This is a genomic window from Nonomuraea basaltis, from assembly GCF_005893125.1.
GTDB lineage: Bacteria > Actinomycetota > Actinomycetes > Streptosporangiales > Streptosporangiaceae > Nonomuraea > Nonomuraea basaltis.
Genome location: NZ_VCJS01000277.1, coordinates 1 through 14,996, shown reverse-complemented (window position 1 = coordinate 14,996; position 14,996 = coordinate 1). Strand labels below are relative to the sequence as shown.

Annotated in this window: 13 protein-coding genes; 6 read left to right on the top strand and 7 right to left on the bottom strand. The window is 69.5% G+C overall.

What is annotated here, in order from left to right; genetic code table 11:
- Positions 1-124: 124 nt before the first annotated feature.
- Together EJK15_RS78160 and EJK15_RS60330 are read left to right on the top strand one after the other, a co-directional pair.
- Positions 125-433, top strand: a complete 309-nt coding sequence (locus tag EJK15_RS78160) for a GNAT family N-acetyltransferase (protein WP_138719390.1) — start codon at positions 125-127, stop codon at positions 431-433.
- Positions 434-482: 49 nt separating this feature from the next.
- A complete protein-coding gene (locus EJK15_RS60330; RefSeq protein ID WP_138719389.1) occupies positions 483-1,388 on the top strand; it encodes a hypothetical protein in 906 nt (301 codons plus the stop codon).
- 51 nt (positions 1,389-1,439) lie between these two features.
- On the opposite strand, the gene EJK15_RS60325 is transcribed toward EJK15_RS60330, so the two are convergent.
- Positions 1,440-1,997, bottom strand: a complete 558-nt coding sequence (locus tag EJK15_RS60325) for a hypothetical protein (protein ID WP_138719388.1) — start codon at positions 1,995-1,997, stop codon at positions 1,440-1,442.
- Positions 1,998-2,134: 137 nt separating this feature from the next.
- Here EJK15_RS60325 and EJK15_RS60320 point away from each other — a divergent pair, with 137 nt between their 5' ends.
- Both EJK15_RS60320 and EJK15_RS60315 read left to right on the top strand, forming a co-directional pair.
- Positions 2,135-2,821, top strand: coding sequence for a phosphotransferase (locus EJK15_RS60320; protein WP_138719387.1), 687 nt, complete (start codon positions 2,135-2,137; stop codon positions 2,819-2,821).
- Positions 2,822-3,032: 211 nt separating this feature from the next.
- The gene (locus EJK15_RS60315) at positions 3,033-3,515 is read left to right on the top strand and encodes a hypothetical protein (RefSeq protein WP_138719386.1); all 483 of its coding nucleotides are present in this window, start codon (positions 3,033-3,035) and stop codon (positions 3,513-3,515) included.
- 61 nt (positions 3,516-3,576) lie between these two features.
- Here EJK15_RS60315 and EJK15_RS60310 read toward each other — a convergent pair whose 3' ends face one another.
- Genes EJK15_RS60310 through EJK15_RS60290 form a run of 5 tightly spaced genes read right to left on the bottom strand, consistent with a single transcriptional unit; the run spans position 3,577 to position 10,566 of the window.
- Positions 3,577-4,197: a phosphotransferase gene (locus EJK15_RS60310; RefSeq protein ID WP_138719385.1), complete on the bottom strand. Its 621-nt coding sequence runs from the start codon at positions 4,195-4,197 to the stop codon at positions 3,577-3,579.
- Between the two features lie 48 nt (positions 4,198-4,245).
- Entirely contained in the window at positions 4,246-4,926 is a 681-nt protein-coding gene (narI, locus tag EJK15_RS60305) for a respiratory nitrate reductase subunit gamma (RefSeq protein WP_138719384.1), read from the bottom strand.
- A complete protein-coding gene (gene narJ, locus EJK15_RS60300; RefSeq protein ID WP_138719383.1) occupies positions 4,923-5,477 on the bottom strand; it encodes a nitrate reductase molybdenum cofactor assembly chaperone in 555 nt (184 codons plus the stop codon). Before narJ ends, narI begins: the two co-directional genes overlap by 4 nt.
- Positions 5,474-7,075: a nitrate reductase subunit beta gene (gene narH, locus EJK15_RS60295; RefSeq protein ID WP_138719382.1), complete on the bottom strand. Its 1,602-nt coding sequence runs from the start codon at positions 7,073-7,075 to the stop codon at positions 5,474-5,476. The genes narJ and narH overlap by 4 nt, the downstream gene beginning before the upstream one ends.
- On the bottom strand, positions 7,075-10,566 hold the full coding sequence (locus tag EJK15_RS60290) for a nitrate reductase subunit alpha (RefSeq protein ID WP_138719381.1): 3,492 nt from the start codon (positions 10,564-10,566) through the stop codon (positions 7,075-7,077). The genes narH and EJK15_RS60290 overlap by 1 nt, the downstream gene beginning before the upstream one ends.
- Positions 10,567-10,834: 268 nt before the next feature.
- Between EJK15_RS60290 and EJK15_RS75665 the strand changes: the two genes are divergently transcribed.
- Positions 10,835-12,961, top strand: coding sequence for an ABC transporter transmembrane domain-containing protein (locus tag EJK15_RS75665; RefSeq protein ID WP_240777922.1), 2,127 nt, complete (start codon positions 10,835-10,837; stop codon positions 12,959-12,961).
- A gap of 3 nt (positions 12,962-12,964) precedes the next feature.
- Entirely contained in the window at positions 12,965-14,722 is a 1,758-nt protein-coding gene (locus EJK15_RS60275) for an ABC transporter ATP-binding protein (protein WP_138719380.1), read from the top strand.
- A 66-nt stretch (positions 14,723-14,788) separates the two neighbouring features.
- On the opposite strand, the gene EJK15_RS60270 is transcribed toward EJK15_RS60275, so the two are convergent.
- Positions 14,789-14,996 (bottom strand): alpha/beta hydrolase (locus EJK15_RS60270; protein WP_206061942.1); only part of this gene is annotated, 208 nt, incomplete at its 5' end.

The window sequence follows — 14,996 nt, the reverse complement described above, 5'->3', positions numbered from 1 at the left end:
CTCGAGGGCCATCGCCGGCGTCGTCGTCCTGGAGGTCGTGCATGGTCATGGTCACCGAAGGTAGTACCTGTTCTCGCCCTGCTCTACCAGCTTGGGGTGTTCATCCTGTTTGTCTCAGTAGAGCCTGGCACAGAGGGGATCGACAGAACTACGGGTCACCAGCGCCTCCCACCAGCGTGGAGAAATGGGCTACGTCGTACACCACCGATGGTGGGGAAAGGGATACGCGAGTGAAGCCGCCCGCGCCCTCCTTCGCTGGGGCCACCATGAGCTCGGCCTGCACAAAGTCTCTGCCACCTGCGATCCCGACAACACCGCCTCGGCCCGAGTCCTCGCCAAGATCGGCATGCGACGCGAAGGCCATCTACACGAACACCTGTATGTGCGAGGGCAGTGGCGAGACCGTCTGCTCTTTGCGGCACTGGCCCGATAGCCACCAAGTCAACACGCGTTCTGGCATGGTCAGCGACAACAATAGGGACATGCAGGATTTACCGACCAAGGCTGTCCTGGGGCGTGCAGCCCTCATCGGGTTGGTGACGGGCATCCCCACGGCCATCATCTGGGCGGACATGCAGGGGGAAGAGCTCGACGGGACCGTTCTCCCGGTGGCCATGTTCCTCCTGGCGATAATCCTGGGCACGGTAGGCACGCGGCTGGCCGGGCTGCCGCGCTGGGGCGTGGTCGGTCTTGCCGGGGGCTCTGCGACTTGGTTGCTCATTGGTGCCCTCGCGGTGCTGGTGCCGGTGCCGGTGCCGGAGTCGGACCTATTCGGCCCTCTACCGGCCCTTGTCGCCCCTGTCTACGTGGTCGGTGGTGTGGTCGGCTTCGCCCTGTCGGCGTGGTCGTTCATGGTGCCCCTTCGCTGGTGGGCGGTAGCCCTGGCCGTAGTCGTGCCCCTCGGATCCTGGGGCGCGGCGCAGTACAAGCCGCAGATCCTCGCCTGGTTTGAACTCCGCAGCTTCGAGAGGTCCGGCGTGCCGCTGATCGCTCCAGCGATCCAGGGTTACCGGCTGGTCCACGTGGATCTCAATGCCGCCGGGCAGCGGGAGCCGGAACCGTCCACCTGGCTGGAGTACTGGCGGGACGCCACGCCGAATCGGGGATTCTCCGAGATCCAGGTCACGGTCTGGCCCGCCGCGGCTGGAAACCCGCGGGATTCCTGCCTGGCGGTCACCGAGGACTTTGGAGTTCCGCTGCGATGCAAATCGCTCCCGGGAGACCGATGGGTCCGGACCGGTGCCGGGTCCTCCTGGGTCACCGTCTTCGCCAGGTCGGGCGATGCGCTGGTCATGCTCAACGGTTCGAGTATCGCTGAGGCTGACCTGGTGGCAGCGCTGTCCACTTTCCGTCCCATCTCGGCCGTGGAGCTTGCCATGGTCACGTGACCAGAGGACTAGCGAGATGATCGAACAGCACGTCTACGACTCTGTTCACCGTCAGCCGTCCTCCTTGAATATGTCGGTGATGTCTTTGGCTGCCGATATGGAGCCCGCGAGAGTCGCAATTAACGCCAGCCAGAATGCGAAGAAGTCGCGGCGGCTTTCCACGACATGAACGGCGACCGTTGAGTTGTCCGGTAATTCGTGAAATGCCGCTGCGTCGGCTGGGCGCGGTGGGCTCGCAGGGGCTGCTCTGTGCCTGGTTTGCGTAGCTGGGCGGCGCTTGAGGCCGAACCTCGCCAGCAGTTTGTCCCACGTATGTTTTCCGCAGCCGAACAGTATGCCTTTCGTCGGGTTCTGACAGGGCCGGCCCTTCAACGTGGTGACTCCGCAGCGCGTGGGAATCTGCCAGGCGATGATCCAGCAGGGGATCGCCACCGCCACGCAGGCGGCCCAGCCGACAGCGGCCCAATCCTTGCGTACGATGGAAATGCTGATGACGACGATGCTGAGAATTTCCGTGATGAGAATCGTGAGCGCACTGTTGCGTTTGGGATGTCGTCTCCGGCGCGAGCGGCTCCTCCTTGCCTTTTTGCGGGGTACTCGTCGCGCCATAGATGCCACCCGTATGGCTAGATTGTTCCTTCCTTGCCCACCATGTATGCATACATCGGCATCTGTCGCGACTCCAGAGTCGTCGGTCCAATTACACGGCTGTTATTAAAGGCCACCCCCGGCGGTAGGTTGGGCGGATGGAGATCGGTGAGCTGCTGGGGTCCGGGCGGAGCGCGGACGTGTACGCGATCGATGGTGAACGGGTGCTGCGGCGCTACCGCGCCGCCATCGACGCGAGGCGGGAGGTGGCGGTCATGGCCTACGTGGCGGAGCACGGGTTCCCGGTGCCCGACGTCTACCCCGGCCTCAGTGATGGGCGGTCCACCGATCTGGTGATGCGGCGGCTGTCCGGGCCGACGATGTTGCGGGCGCTGATCGACGGGGAGATCGAGCCCGAGGAGGTGGGGCGGGTCACGGCGCGGCTGCTTCGGCAGTTGCACGCGATCCCGCCCCGGGTCTCCGGCGATCCCCGCGATCGCGTGCTGCATCTCGATCTGCATCCGGACAACGTGATGCTGACGCCGCGCGGGCCGTTCGTGATCGACTGGTGCAACAGCCGGGAGGGGGCTCCGGGGCTGGACTGCGCCATGTCGGCGGTGATCGTCGCGCAGGTCGCGGTCGATGAGGAGAACGGGTTCGCGGCGGCGGCGGCTCGGTCGGTGCTGGTCGCATTGCTCGACGGGCTCGGTGACGACGCCATGGACTTCGGCGGCGAGCTCGACCGGGCCGGAGCCAGGCGGGGTGCGGATCGGGGACTGACCTCGCGGGAGGTCGGGATGCTCGACGCGGCGGTGGCGTTGATCAGGGAACTGCGCCCCCGCTGAGGCCAAGGCCGTCGCGCCCTGGGGTGCGAAGGACCGGGCCGGCTGGGCTCCTGGCCCGGGGCGCCCGGTGGTCCGCAGGACATGCAGCGCGTTGAGAACCGGAAGAGCCGGTGCTCCAGGAGCAGCAAGAATGTTCAAGCCATTGGCCGGGGTTGGTTGCGACGCTGGGTGGGTCGGATCGTGTTGTGACATGTCAGGAGCGTGGTTCCCCATGACCTCGATGCTGGAGATCCTCGGCGCCGGTGGGCCCGACCCGGAGCACGTCGAGGAGCTCATGCTGTACGGGCGCCTCGTCGGCGACTGGAGCATCCGCAACCGCTATCGCACGGCGGACGGCGACTGGCGGACCGTTCAGGAGCGGTGGTGCTTCGGCTGGGTGCTCGGCGGGCTGGCGGTCCAGGACGTGCTCTACTCGCCGGACGCCGGGCCGCGGGGCACGACCATTCGCTGCTACGACCGTACGGCGAAGGTGTGGCACATCACCTGGCAGGACCCGCGCCACGGCGTATACGTCAGCCAGATCGGGCGGCCGGACGGGGACGGGATGCTGCAGGAGGGGACGGCGGCGGACGGGACGCGGGCGAGGTGGGCGTTCTCCGACGTCACCGGCACGTCGTTCGTGTGGCGGGGATGGATCGCGGCACCGGGCGGTGAGTTCGAGTTCGAGCAGGAGATGCACGCCACCCGGGGGTGATCGGCCCGCCAGGGTCGGGGGTGATCGCCCTGCCAGGGCGCCGGGGCCCGCCGTCCCCTGGCTACTCGGTCCAGGCGGCCGTGGCGTCGAGGCGTTCGCGCCAGACTTTCTCGCCGCCCCCGCCCGGCTCCCACCGGGCGCAGAAGTCGAGCAGGTCGCGGCAGCGCGCCAGCATGGCCGCCTGGCGCTCCGCCCACCCGGGGACGGCGCCGTCGTAGGCGGCGAAGAAGTGCGGCAGCAGCGGCACGTGCTCGGGGTGGTGGCTGCGGATGATCCACTCACACCACGCCAGGTCCTCGACCGGCCGGCCCGGGTGGGCCCATTCCCAGTCGAGGATCGCGGTCGTCTCGAACGTGGCCGGGTCGAACAGCATGTTCTGCGGGCCGTAGTCCCCGTGCACGATGCCCAGCCGGTGGATGCCGCCCAGGACCCGGCCGCACTCCGTGAGCACCTCCACGGCGCGGCCCTCGTCCAGGAGGTCCTGGCCGTGGGCGCCGGAGACGAAGCGGGTGGTCAGGCTCGTTTCGGTGATCTTGTGAACGCGGGGAACCGGGATGCGGCCGCGCAGGCGGCGCAGGTATCTGGTCTCCGTGCTGAGCCTGAACGCCGCCTCAGGGCCCTGGTAGCACTTCACGACCAGGGCGCCGTCGCCGAACGTGCTGTTGGTGTACCCGTGCTTCACAAGGGTCGATTCTGGCGTACCGGAACCCCTCCCGGGACCCGCGGCACGCTACCTCGGCCGCCTCCGATACACGATGTAAGGACGGAACAAATAGCCCAACGGGGCGGAAAGCGCATGCACCAGGCGGCTGAACGGGAAAAGTACGAACAGCGCCATTCCGAAAAGTGTGTGCACCTTGTAAAGACCGCTCGCATGCCCCATGGCGGTCGTGTCCGGCTGCAGGATGAGCACGCCACGGAACCAGGGCGCGACCGTGGTCCGGTAGCTCACCTCGCTCGGCACGAACCCCGCCGCCGTCGTCACCACGCCCGAGACGATCGCCGCGGCCAGCACCACGTACATGATCTTGTCGTTGGCCGTGGTCGCCAGGAACACCGGGCCGTGGACGCGGCGGCGGTAGATCAGCAGGCCCAGCCCCACGAGCGTGGCCAGCCCGGCCAGCCCGCCCCAGACCAGCGCGTTCGCGTGGTAGGCGTCGTTGGACACGCCGATGGCGTCGGTCCAGCGCACCGGGATGAGCACGCCGATCACGTGGCCGACGATCACGAAGAGCAGTGCGTAGTGGAACAGCGGGCTGGCCACGCGCAGCAGCCGGCTCTCGTAGAGCTGGGAGGAGCGGGTGGTCCAGCCGAATCTGTCGTATCGGTAGCGCCAGATCACACCACCCACGAAGATCACGATGGTGAGGTAGGGCATGACGATCCAGAGCAGGCTCTCACCCGAGGTCACCGATACCTCCCGACGGTCTCGGCCGGTGGCCCGCCCGCGGCCAGCCTCCGGGCCGTCGCCCGCTGGGCGGCCGTGAGCGGCGGGAGCGCGCCACACACGGCGCCGATCACGTGCGCGTACGGCGACCCGCGCCCGCTCAGGGCGGCCAGCAGCAGCTCCAGCCCCACCCGGTGCTCTTGGAGCAGCGCGGCGCCCGAGGGGTCGAGCGCGGCGAACTCCAGCACGACCGGCAGGAAGTCGGGCAGTTCGTCGTCCACCAGCTCCCATCCGGCGGCCCGATAGCGCCGTTTCAGCGCCGTCAGGGACTCGCCGCGGCGGCGGGTGTCGCCGTCGGTGTAGTAGGTCAGGTAGAGGCAGCAGCGCCGGTCCAGGTCGAATGTCTCGACGTAGTGCGCGGCCAGCTCGCCGGGACCCAGCTCGGCGGCCAGGGAGAGGAACTCGGCGAAGTACGGTTCCGCCGCGTCCTTGATCAGCGGGAGGCGGCGCCAGAAGCGCTCATCGGGGTAGGCCAGCAGGTGCGCGGCGGCCTGCCAGATCACCGGCCTCTTCATGACTTCCTCCGCCTGGGCGGGAACAGCCCGGCCGGGGTGCCGCGACCGTCCCAGTTGAGCAGGTTCACCCTGTCGTGGGTGACGTCGTCGCTGGTCTGGCGCTCCTTCAGGCCGTGGAAGCTCTCGATCGAGACGGGCACGGGACGGCCCGACGCCTCACCGAACGGGGGTTGCATGCCGCGCCCCGAGTCGTAGTCGTGGGGGCAGCCGACCTCCTCCACAACTCCTGGCGGGTTGCCGTAGGCGGTCGGGATGACGTAGCGCTCGTCGTACTTGGCCAGCGCCAGCAGCCGGTACATGTCGCGTACCTCGTCCTCGGACAGGCCCGCGTCGGCCAGCACCGGCGGCTCGCCCAGATTGACCGCGCGCATGTACGAGCGCATCGCGGCCAGGCGGCGCAGCGCGGCGGTCACGGGAGCCGGGTCGCCGGCGGTGAACAGCTCGGCCAGGTAGCCGATGGGGATGCGGAGCGACTCGATGGCGGCGAACAGGTTGACCGCGTCCTCGCCGTCGTGGCCGCCGCCGGCGAGCGCGTCCACGACGGGGGAGAGTGGGGGGACGTACCAGACCATCGGCAGCGTCCTGTACTCCGGGTGCAGGGGGAGCGCGATCCGGTATTTCTTGATCAGGTGGTATACGGGCGATCTGCGGGCGGCCTCCAGCCACTCGGCAGGCAGGTCCGCGGTGGCGACGGCCGGGTCCTCAGGGTCGACGAAGAGGTCGAGCTGGGCCTCGTACAGGTCGCGCTCGTCGGCGACCGAGGCGACCTCGGTGACGCGGTCGGCGTCGTACAGCAGGACCCCGAGGTAGCGGAGGCGGCCGACGCAGGTCTCCGAGCAGACCGTGGGCAGGCCCACCTCGACCCGGGGGTAGCAGAAATTGCACTTCTCGGCCTTGCCGGTCTTGTGGTTGAAGTACACCTTCTTGTACGGGCAGCCCGTCACGCACATGCGCCACCCGCGGCACCGGTCCTGGTCCACCAGCACGATGCCGTCCTCCTCGCGCTTGTACAGGGCGCCCGACGGGCAGGAGGCCACGCACGAAGGGTTGAGGCAGTGCTCGCAGATGCGCGGCAGGTAGAACATGAACGCCTGCTCGAAGGCCAGTTTGACCTGCTCTGACACCTTGGCCAGGACGGGATCGGGGGTGGGGTCGCCGGCGAGGTTGTCGTCCCAGTTCGCGCTCCAGCGGATCTTCGCAGGCTCGTTGGTGATCAGTGATCGGGGTGGTGCGACGGGGACGTCGTCGGTGAGCGGGGTGTTCGTGAGGTTCTCGTAGTCGTACGTCCAGGGCTCGTAGTAGTCCTGGATGGACGGCATGAGCGGGTTGGCGAAGATGCCGAGCAGCTTGCGGAGGCGGCCGCCGGCCCGGAGGGTGAGCCTGCCCTTGCGGTCGAGCGTCCAGCCGCCGCGCCAGCGGTCCTGGTCCTCGTAGCCTCTGGGGTAGCCCTGGCCGGGGCGGGTCTCGACGTTCTGGAACCAGACGTACTCGACGCCGGGCCGGTTGGTCCAGGTCTGCTTGCAGGTGACCGAGCAGGTGTGGCAGCCGATGCACTTGTCCAGGTTCATCACCATGGCGATCTGGGCCATGATCCGCATCAGTAAATCACCTCCTGGCCGCGGCGGCGGATCACCGTGATCTCGTCGCGCTGGTTGCCGGTGGGGCCGAGGTAGTTGAAGGCGTACGAGAGCTGGGCGTGGCCGCCGATCATGTGGGTCGGCTTGATGAGGATCCTGGTCAGCGCGTTGTGGATGCCGCCCCGGCGGCCGGTCGCCTCCGACTTCGGCACGTCGATCAGGCGGTCCTGGGCGTGGTGCATGTAGACCGTGCCCGGTGGCATCCGATACGAGACGATCGCCCTGGCGACGACCACGCCGTTGCGGTTGACCGCCTCGACCCAGTCGTTGTCGGCCACGCCGATCCTGGCCGCGTCCTCCACGGACATCCAGATCGTCGGGCCGCCGCGGGAGAGCGTCAGCATGAGCAGGTTGTCCTGGTATTCGGAGTGCAGCGACCACTTGCTGTGCGGGGTGAGGAAGCGCAGCGTGCCGGTCTCGCCCAGGAGCGCCGCCAGGTCCAGCGGGGGGCGGTAGATCGGCAACGCCTCGCCGTACTCGTGCATCCAGTCGTGGTCGAGGAAGAAGTGCATGCGACCGGTGAGGGTGTGCCAGGGCTTGCCGTGCTCGACGTTGATCGTGAAGGGGGAGTAGCGGCGGTCGTACGACTCCTTGCCCGACCACTCGGGGCTCGTGGCGACGCTGACGGGTCTGGCCTGGGTGTCGGAGAAGACGATCCGGTGTCCCTCGTGGGCCAGGCCGCCGAGGTCGGCGCCGGTGCGCTCGGCGAGCTGCCGGAAGCCCTGGGCGGCCAGCCGGCCGTTGCTCACGCCCGACAGGGCGAGGATGGTCTCGCAGACCTTGGCGTCGGTGTCCAGCTCGGGCCTTCCTTTGGCCACGCCGCGAGGGACGAGCCGGCAGCGCTGGCCGAGCCAGGCGACCTCCTCGTCTGGCATGAAGGTCACGCCCTTGACCGGGAGGCCGAGTTTCTCCGTGAGCGGGCCGAGCGCGGCCAGTTTCTCGGCGATCGCGCCGTAGTCGCGTTCGACCACATGGAGGGCGGGCTCGCGGGCGTGGGTGATCTCGCCGGGTGTGTCGTGCTGGTGCGCCACGGCCACCACGTCCCTGCGGACGCCCAGGTAGTCCTTGGCGAGGGTGCTGAAGGCGCGGGCGATGGCGTGGAAGGCGGAAAAGTCGGTCTTTGTCTCCCAGGGCGGGTTGATCGCCGGGTTGAACGCGTGCACGAACGGATGCAGGTCCGTGGACGACAGGTCGTGCTTCTCGTACCAGGTGGCGGCCGGCAGCACGATGTCGGAGAAGATCGTCGAGGACGTCATCCTGAAGTCGAGCGTCAGCAGGAGGTCGAGCTTGCCGCGCGCCGCCTGCTCGTCGGGGTGCTCCAGGTTGGAGGCCGTGCCCAGGAGGTGGTGCAGGAAGTACTCGTTGCCCTTGGCCGAGGAGCCGAAGAGGTTCGAGCGCCAGAGGGTGAGCACGCGTGGCCAGTTGCGGGGGTCGTCCGGGTCCTCGGCGGCGTACCGGAGCCGGCCCGCGCGCAGCTCGGCGCGGGTGTGCGCGATGGGGTCGCCGGCGTCGCCGAGGTCCAGCGGGTTGCGGTCGAACGTGGGGGACATCGGCATCCAGCCGTTCCGCACGGCCTCCGTCACCAGGTCGGCGGTGTGCCTGCCGCGGAAGGCGCCGCGGGCGAGGGGCGAGGCCAGCTCGCCGGCGTCGAAGCGGTCGTAGCGCCACTGGTCGGTGTGCAGATACCAGAACGGCGTGCCCGGGGCCTGCCGTGGCGGCCGCGACCAGTCGGCGGCGTTCGCCAGCAGCCACCATCCGGTGTGCGGGCGGCATTTCTCCTGGCCCACGTAGTGCGCCCAGCCGCCGCCGTTGCGGCCCTGGCACCCGGTCAGCAGGAGGAGCGACAGGAACGCCCGGTAGATCGTGTCGCCGTGGAACCACTGCGTGGTGCCCGCCCCGAGGATGATCATGCAGCGGCCCTTCGTGGTCTCCGCCGTTCTGGCGAACTCCCTGGCGATCCTGGCGGCGCGCTCGGCGGGGACGCCGGTGATCGGCTCCTGCCAGGCCGGCGTGTACGGCTCCGAGGCGTCCTCGTAGCCGGCCGGCCAGGCGCCGGGGAGCCCCTGGCGCGGGACCCCGTACTGGGCCAGCAGCAGGTCGTACACCGTGGTGACGAGGTGGCCCTCTGTCCGGGTCACCGGCACGCCTCTGACCAGCGGGTCGCCGCCGTCGAAGCGGGGCAGCAGCACCTTCGCCGTCTCTCCTCCCAGGAGGGTCAGCTTGGGGTCGCCGTTCAGGTTCAGGTTCCAGCGGCCCTTGCCCGACTCGGTCCAGCGGAAGCCGGCCGAGCCGTTCGGCACCACGGGGTCGCCCTCCTGCGAGAGGAGGACGGTCTTCCACTCCGCCGCCTCCTCCTGGGAGCCGAGGTCTTTCGCCGTGAGGAACCTGCCGGGGACGTGGGCGTCCGCTTGTGCTTCGAGGCGTACGAGGAAGGGCAGGTCCGTGAAGCGCTTGACGTAATCGGTGAAGAACGGCGTCGCGCGGCCGGTGAAGAACTCCTTGAGTATGACGTGCCCCATGGCCATGGCCAGCGCGCCGTCCGTGCCCGGGCGCACGCTCAGGAACTCGTCGGCGAACTTGGCGGCGTCGCTGTAGTCAGGGCTCACGACGATCACCTTCTGGCCCCGGTAGCGGGCCTCGGCCATCCAGTGGGCGTCGGGGGTGCGGGTGACGGGCACGTTCGAGCCCCACATCATCAGGTACGCGGCGTCCCACCAGTCCGCGGACTCGGGCACGTCGGTCTGGTCGCCGAACACCTGGGGGGAGGCCACCGGCAGGTCGGCGTACCAGTCGTAGAACGAGAGCATGGTGCCGCCGATCAGCGACACGAAGCGGGAGCCGACGGCCTGGGAGACCATCGACATGGCCGGGGTGGGGGAGAAGCCGGCGATCCGGTCGGGGCCGTACGTCTTGATGGTGTGGACGTGGGCGGCGGCGATCATCTCGGTGGCCAGGTCCCAGGTGACGCGGACGAGGCCGCCTCTGCCGCGGGCGCTCTGGTATTTTTGCCGTTTTTCCGGATTTGTCGTGATTTCGGCCCACGCGGCTACGGGGTCGTCGAGGCGTTGCCGCGCTTCTTCGTACATCTCGACCAGGACGCCCCTGGCGTACGGGTAGCGGATCCGGGTCGGCGAGTAGGTGTACCAGGAGAAGGCGGCGCCGCGGGGGCAGCCGCGCGGTTCGTACTCGGGGCGGTCGGGGCCCACGCTCGGGTAGTCGGTCTCCTGCGTCTCCCACGTGATGATGCCGTCCTTGACGTACACCTTCCACGAGCACGATCCCGTGCAGTTCACCCCATGCGTGGATCGGACCACCTTGTCGTGGCTCCACCGGTCGCGGTAGAAGGCGTCGCCTTCCGTGCCACCTGTCAGGTAGAGCGTGCGCAGGTCGCCGCTCGTGGTCGACCTGCGCAGGAAGCGGCCGGTCTTCAGTAGGACGTCCTCGGCGCTCATACCCCCACTTCATCACAGAAAGTGACTCTCTGTTACACAGGGTGTATGTCTGAGCTTTGTAAAGGTCGGGTGCCTGGGCCTCGCGACCGGCGTGTTCGGGGTGGGAGGGAGAGGGACTGCTCTCACGGCGCTCGAGCCGCCCCTGGCAGTGCGGCTTGGTGGGTGCTACGGGCGGTCTGGCCGTGCGATGTGGCGGGCGATGCGAGCGTTCTAGCAGCGCGAAAACCGTTTGCCGGGGAGGGGTGCGCCTTGTCAATCTTGTCAAGCTATGCGCTCCCTTCCTGAGGCCGATCCCGGCGTGCCCGACATTCGCAGCCCGCTCCGCTACCTGTGGTGGAACGCGCGGCGGCAGGCGCCATCCCTGCTCGCGGGCATCGGCTACGCGACCTTGTGGTGGCTGGTGCAGGCGTTGATGCCGGCCGTGCTCGGGAAGGGCATCGAGGCCGTCACCACCAAGGACACGGGGGCGCTGCTGACCTGGGCGTCGGTCCTGTTCGGGCTGGGGCTGCTGCAGGCGTTCTCCGGGGTCATGCGGCACCGGCTGGCCGTCTTCAACTGGCTGGCCGCCGCCTACCGCACCGTGCAGCTGACCGCCAGGCAGGCCGCCAGGCTCGGCGCCACGCTGCCGAAACGGCTCTCGACCGGCGAGGTCGTCAGCGTCGGTAACTCCGACATCGCCCACATCGGCAGCTCGATGGACATCCTGCTGCGCGCCACCGGCTCGATCGTGGCGATCGTCACCGTCACCGTGATCCTCATCTCGACCTCGCTGCCACTCGGGCTGCTGGTGCTCTTCGGCGTGCCGCTCATGGCCGTCGCCGTCGGGCCGCTGCTCAGGCCCCTGCACCGGCGGCAGGCCCGGCAGCGCGAGCTGACCGGCGACCTGTCCACCAGGGCCGCCGACATCGTCGCCGGGCTGCGGGTGCTGCGCGGCATCGGCGGCGAGCAGGTGTTCGCCGAGCGCTACCGGGAGGAGTCGCAGCGGGTGCGGCACGCCGGTGTGCGCGTGGCCCGGGTCGAGTCGGTGCTCGAAGGCGCCCAGATCCTGCTGCCCGGCATCCTCATCGCGATCGTCACCGGTGTCGGCGCCTCCTTCGCCGTCGCCCATGAGATCCCCACGGGGCAACTCGTCGCGTTCTACCTGTACGCGGTGTTCCTGATCGGCCCGATGCGGACGCTCACCGAGGCCGCCGACAAGCTCACCAAGGGCCACGTGGCGGCCGGGCGCGTGATCCGCATCCTGTCCATCGAGCCCGAGGTCACCGGCGGCACCGGGGGCAGCGAGGGCGGGGTGCTGCGCGACTCGTACAGCGGCGTCACCGTCCAGCCGGGCGTGCTCACGGCGGTTGCCGCGAACGCGCCCGAGGACGCCATCACCATCGCCGACCGGCTCGGCCGCTACACCGGCGGTGACGTCACATTCGGGGCGACGGAGCTGAGCAGCCTGCCCATGGACGAAGTCCGCTCCCGCATCCTCGTCGCCGACAACGGCGCCCGCCTGTTCACCGGCCGGCTCCGCGACGAGCTGGACGTTCGCGCAGCCACCGCCGCCGTTCCGGATGGTGGCCATGCCGCCCTCGGCCCGGTGGACGTGGGCCGCGGCGCGACTGGCCGGTTGGACGTCGGCGGCGGCCTCAGCGGCGCGGCGGGCGACGGGGTGAACCTGCGCGGCGACGCATCCGGGACGTTGGCCGCGCACGGTGGCGCCGACGGCAAGGTGACCGGCGATGAGCCGGCCGACGGTGAGCTGACCAATGGCCTGCTGACCGATGGCCAGTTGATCGGTGGTGAGCTCCGCGATGGCGGATTGATCGGTGGTGAGCTGGCCGACGGCAGGTTGATCGGCGGTGAGCTGACGGACGGCAGGTTGATCGGCGGTGAGCTGGCCAATGGGGTGCTGACCGGTGGTGAGCTGAGCGATGGCGGGTCGGCAGACGGCGAGTGGACCGGTGGCGCGTTGGGTGTGCCGAAGCGGAACGGGGCCACCGATGAGCAGGTGCGTCAGGCGCTTTACACCGCTTGCGCCGAGGACATCGTGGAGGCCCTGCCCGACGGGCTCGACACGTGGGTGGCCGAGGCGGGGCGGGAGTTCTCCGGTGGGCAGCAGCAGCGGCTGCGGCTGGTCAGGGCGCTGCTGGCCGACCCGGAGGTGCTCATCCTGGTCGAGCCCACCAGCGCCGTCGACGCCCACAGCGAGGCCCGCATCGCCGAGCGGCTGGCCAGGAGCAGGGTCGGCAAGACCACGCTGATCTGCACGACCAGCCCGCTGGTGCTCGACCGTACCGACCACGTGATCTACGTGGAGGACGGCCGGGTGCTCGCCGAGGGCACGCACCGGCAGCTGCTGGACAGCTCGCCCGAATACGCAGCGACCGTAACTCGTGGGGAGGACTGACCTATGGCCCGCGAAATCCTGCCGGTCGCCGACCGGAAGCAGGTGCGCGCCTACGCCAGGCGGCTGACGTTGAAGTACCCGCGCCAGCTCACGATGGCCCTGCTCCTGCACGGGCTCGCCGCCGTCGCCGGGCTCGTCGTGCCGTGGCAGCTCGGCGCCCTCGTCGAGAACGTCGAGCGCGGTGTCAAGGTCAACGTCGTCGTCGTGGCCGTCGCCATCGGCGGCTTCCTGCTGCTGCAGGGCGTCCTCATGCGGTACGCCGTGCTGGCCTCCGCCAAGCTCGGGGAGAAGGTGCTGGCCGAGCTGCGCGAGGAGTTCGTGGGCCAGGTGCTCGCCCTGCCGCTGTCCACGGTCGAGCGGGCCGGGGCCGGTGACCTGATCACCAGGACCTCCCGCGACGTGGACTCCCTGTCGCGCACCGTGCGGCACGCAGTGCCCGAGACGCTGATCGCGATGGTCACCTTCGTGATCACCATAGGTGCACTGGTGCTGGTCAGCCCGCTGCTCATGCTGCCGATGCTGATCGCGGGGCCGGTGATCTGGGTCGCCACCCGGTGGTATCTGAAGCGGGCGCGCGACGGCTACCTGCGCGAGAACGCCGCCTACTCCGACATGACCGAGGGGCTGGCGGAGACCGTCGAGGGCGCGCGGGCCGTGGAGGCGCTCCGACTCCAGGAGCGCCGCCGGTCGCGTACCGACGGGGACATCCGGCGGTCGTATGCGGCCGAGCGGTACACACTCGGGCTGCGCGTCGTATGGTATCCCGCCGTCGAGCTGGGCTATGTCATCCCGGTGGTGAGCGCGCTGCTGGTCGGCGGGCTGTTCTACACCAACGGCTGGGTGACGCTCGTCCAGGTGACCGCCGCCGCCCTCTACGCCCAGCAGCTGATCGACCCGCTCGACAGGTTCCTCATGTGGATCGACGAGCTGCAGGTGGGCGGGGCCGCCATGGCGCGGCTGCTCGGCGTGGCCAACGTGCCCGACGACCGGGTGCCCTCCTCCGCACGCCCCTCGGGGGAACTGCTGGAGGCGGCCGGCGTCCGGTACGCGTACCGAGAGGGGCGCGACGTGCTGCACGGCGTGTCGCTGACCGTCGAGCCCGGCGAACGGCTGGCCATGGTGGGGCCTTCGGGGGCGGGCAAGTCCACGCTTGGGCGGTTGCTGGCGGGCATCCACGGGCCGCGTACCGGGTCGGTGACCGTGGGCGGCGTGCCGCTCGTGGACCTGCCCCTGAACGAACTGCGGGGCCATGTCGCGCTCGTCACCCAGGAGCACCACGTGTTCAAGGGCACCTTGCGCGACAACCTCGTGATCGCCCGGCCCGGCGCCGACGACGCGGCAGTGGGCAAGGCGCTGGAGGCGGTGGACGCGCTCGACTGGGTGCAGGGGCTCCCCTCGGGGCTGGACACCACGGTCGGGTCCGGCGGGCTGGCCGTCTCGCCCGCCCAGGCCCAGCAGCTCGCACTGGCCCGGCTGGTGCTCGCCGACCCGCACACCCTGGTGCTGGACGAGGCCACCTCCCTCATCGACCCCCGGGCGGCCAGGCACCTGGAACGATCGCTGGCCGCCGTGCTGGAGGGACGGACGGTGATCGCGATCGCGCACCGGCTCTATACGGCGCACGATGCCGACCGGGTGGCGGTCGTGGAGGATGGGCGGATCAGCGAGTTGGGGTCGCACGATGAGCTGGTGGCCGAAGGCGGCTCGTATGCGGCCCTTTGGGCCAGCTGGCACGGAACACCGACGGCCAGCAGATCCTGACGTCCCCGGCGTGAGGGCTGCGGGGTTGTTCCCGTGGCTGCTTCGTGAGGCATCCCCCATGGCTGGTCAGCATTTCGTTTGCCGGGGTGGCAGGGTGCGGTCGGTGAGGTAGCGGTTGAGGTGGTCGCGGGCGCAGGCATTGGTGCCGTAGAGGGTGTGGCCCGGGCCGTCGTGGTGGATGACTGCGCTACCTGGGACCTGGGAGAGCACGCGGGCCACCGCGTCCGACTCGCCCCACGCGCCTGCGCCCAGCATCGGCGGAAGGCCCTTGGGG

Excerpts from the sequence above, each read along its gene's own strand:
- EJK15_RS60330 (WP_138719389.1), top strand. The coding sequence starts at position 483 with ATGCAGGATTTACCGACCAAGGCTGTCCTGGGGCGTGCAGCCCTCATC.
- EJK15_RS60325 (WP_138719388.1), bottom strand. The coding sequence starts at position 1,997 with ATGGCGCGACGAGTACCCCGCAAAAAGGCAAGGAGGAGCCGCTCGCGC.
- EJK15_RS60320 (WP_138719387.1), top strand. The coding sequence starts at position 2,135 with ATGGAGATCGGTGAGCTGCTGGGGTCCGGGCGGAGCGCGGACGTGTAC.
- EJK15_RS60315 (WP_138719386.1), top strand. The coding sequence starts at position 3,033 with ATGACCTCGATGCTGGAGATCCTCGGCGCCGGTGGGCCCGACCCGGAG.
- narJ (WP_138719383.1), bottom strand. The coding sequence starts at position 5,477 with ATGAAGAGGCCGGTGATCTGGCAGGCCGCCGCGCACCTGCTGGCCTAC.
- narH (WP_138719382.1), bottom strand. The coding sequence starts at position 7,075 with ATGCGGATCATGGCCCAGATCGCCATGGTGATGAACCTGGACAAGTGC.
- EJK15_RS60290 (WP_138719381.1), bottom strand. The coding sequence starts at position 10,566 with ATGAGCGCCGAGGACGTCCTACTGAAGACCGGCCGCTTCCTGCGCAGG.
- EJK15_RS75665 (WP_240777922.1), top strand. The coding sequence starts at position 10,835 with ATGCGCTCCCTTCCTGAGGCCGATCCCGGCGTGCCCGACATTCGCAGC.
- EJK15_RS60275 (WP_138719380.1), top strand. The coding sequence starts at position 12,965 with ATGGCCCGCGAAATCCTGCCGGTCGCCGACCGGAAGCAGGTGCGCGCC.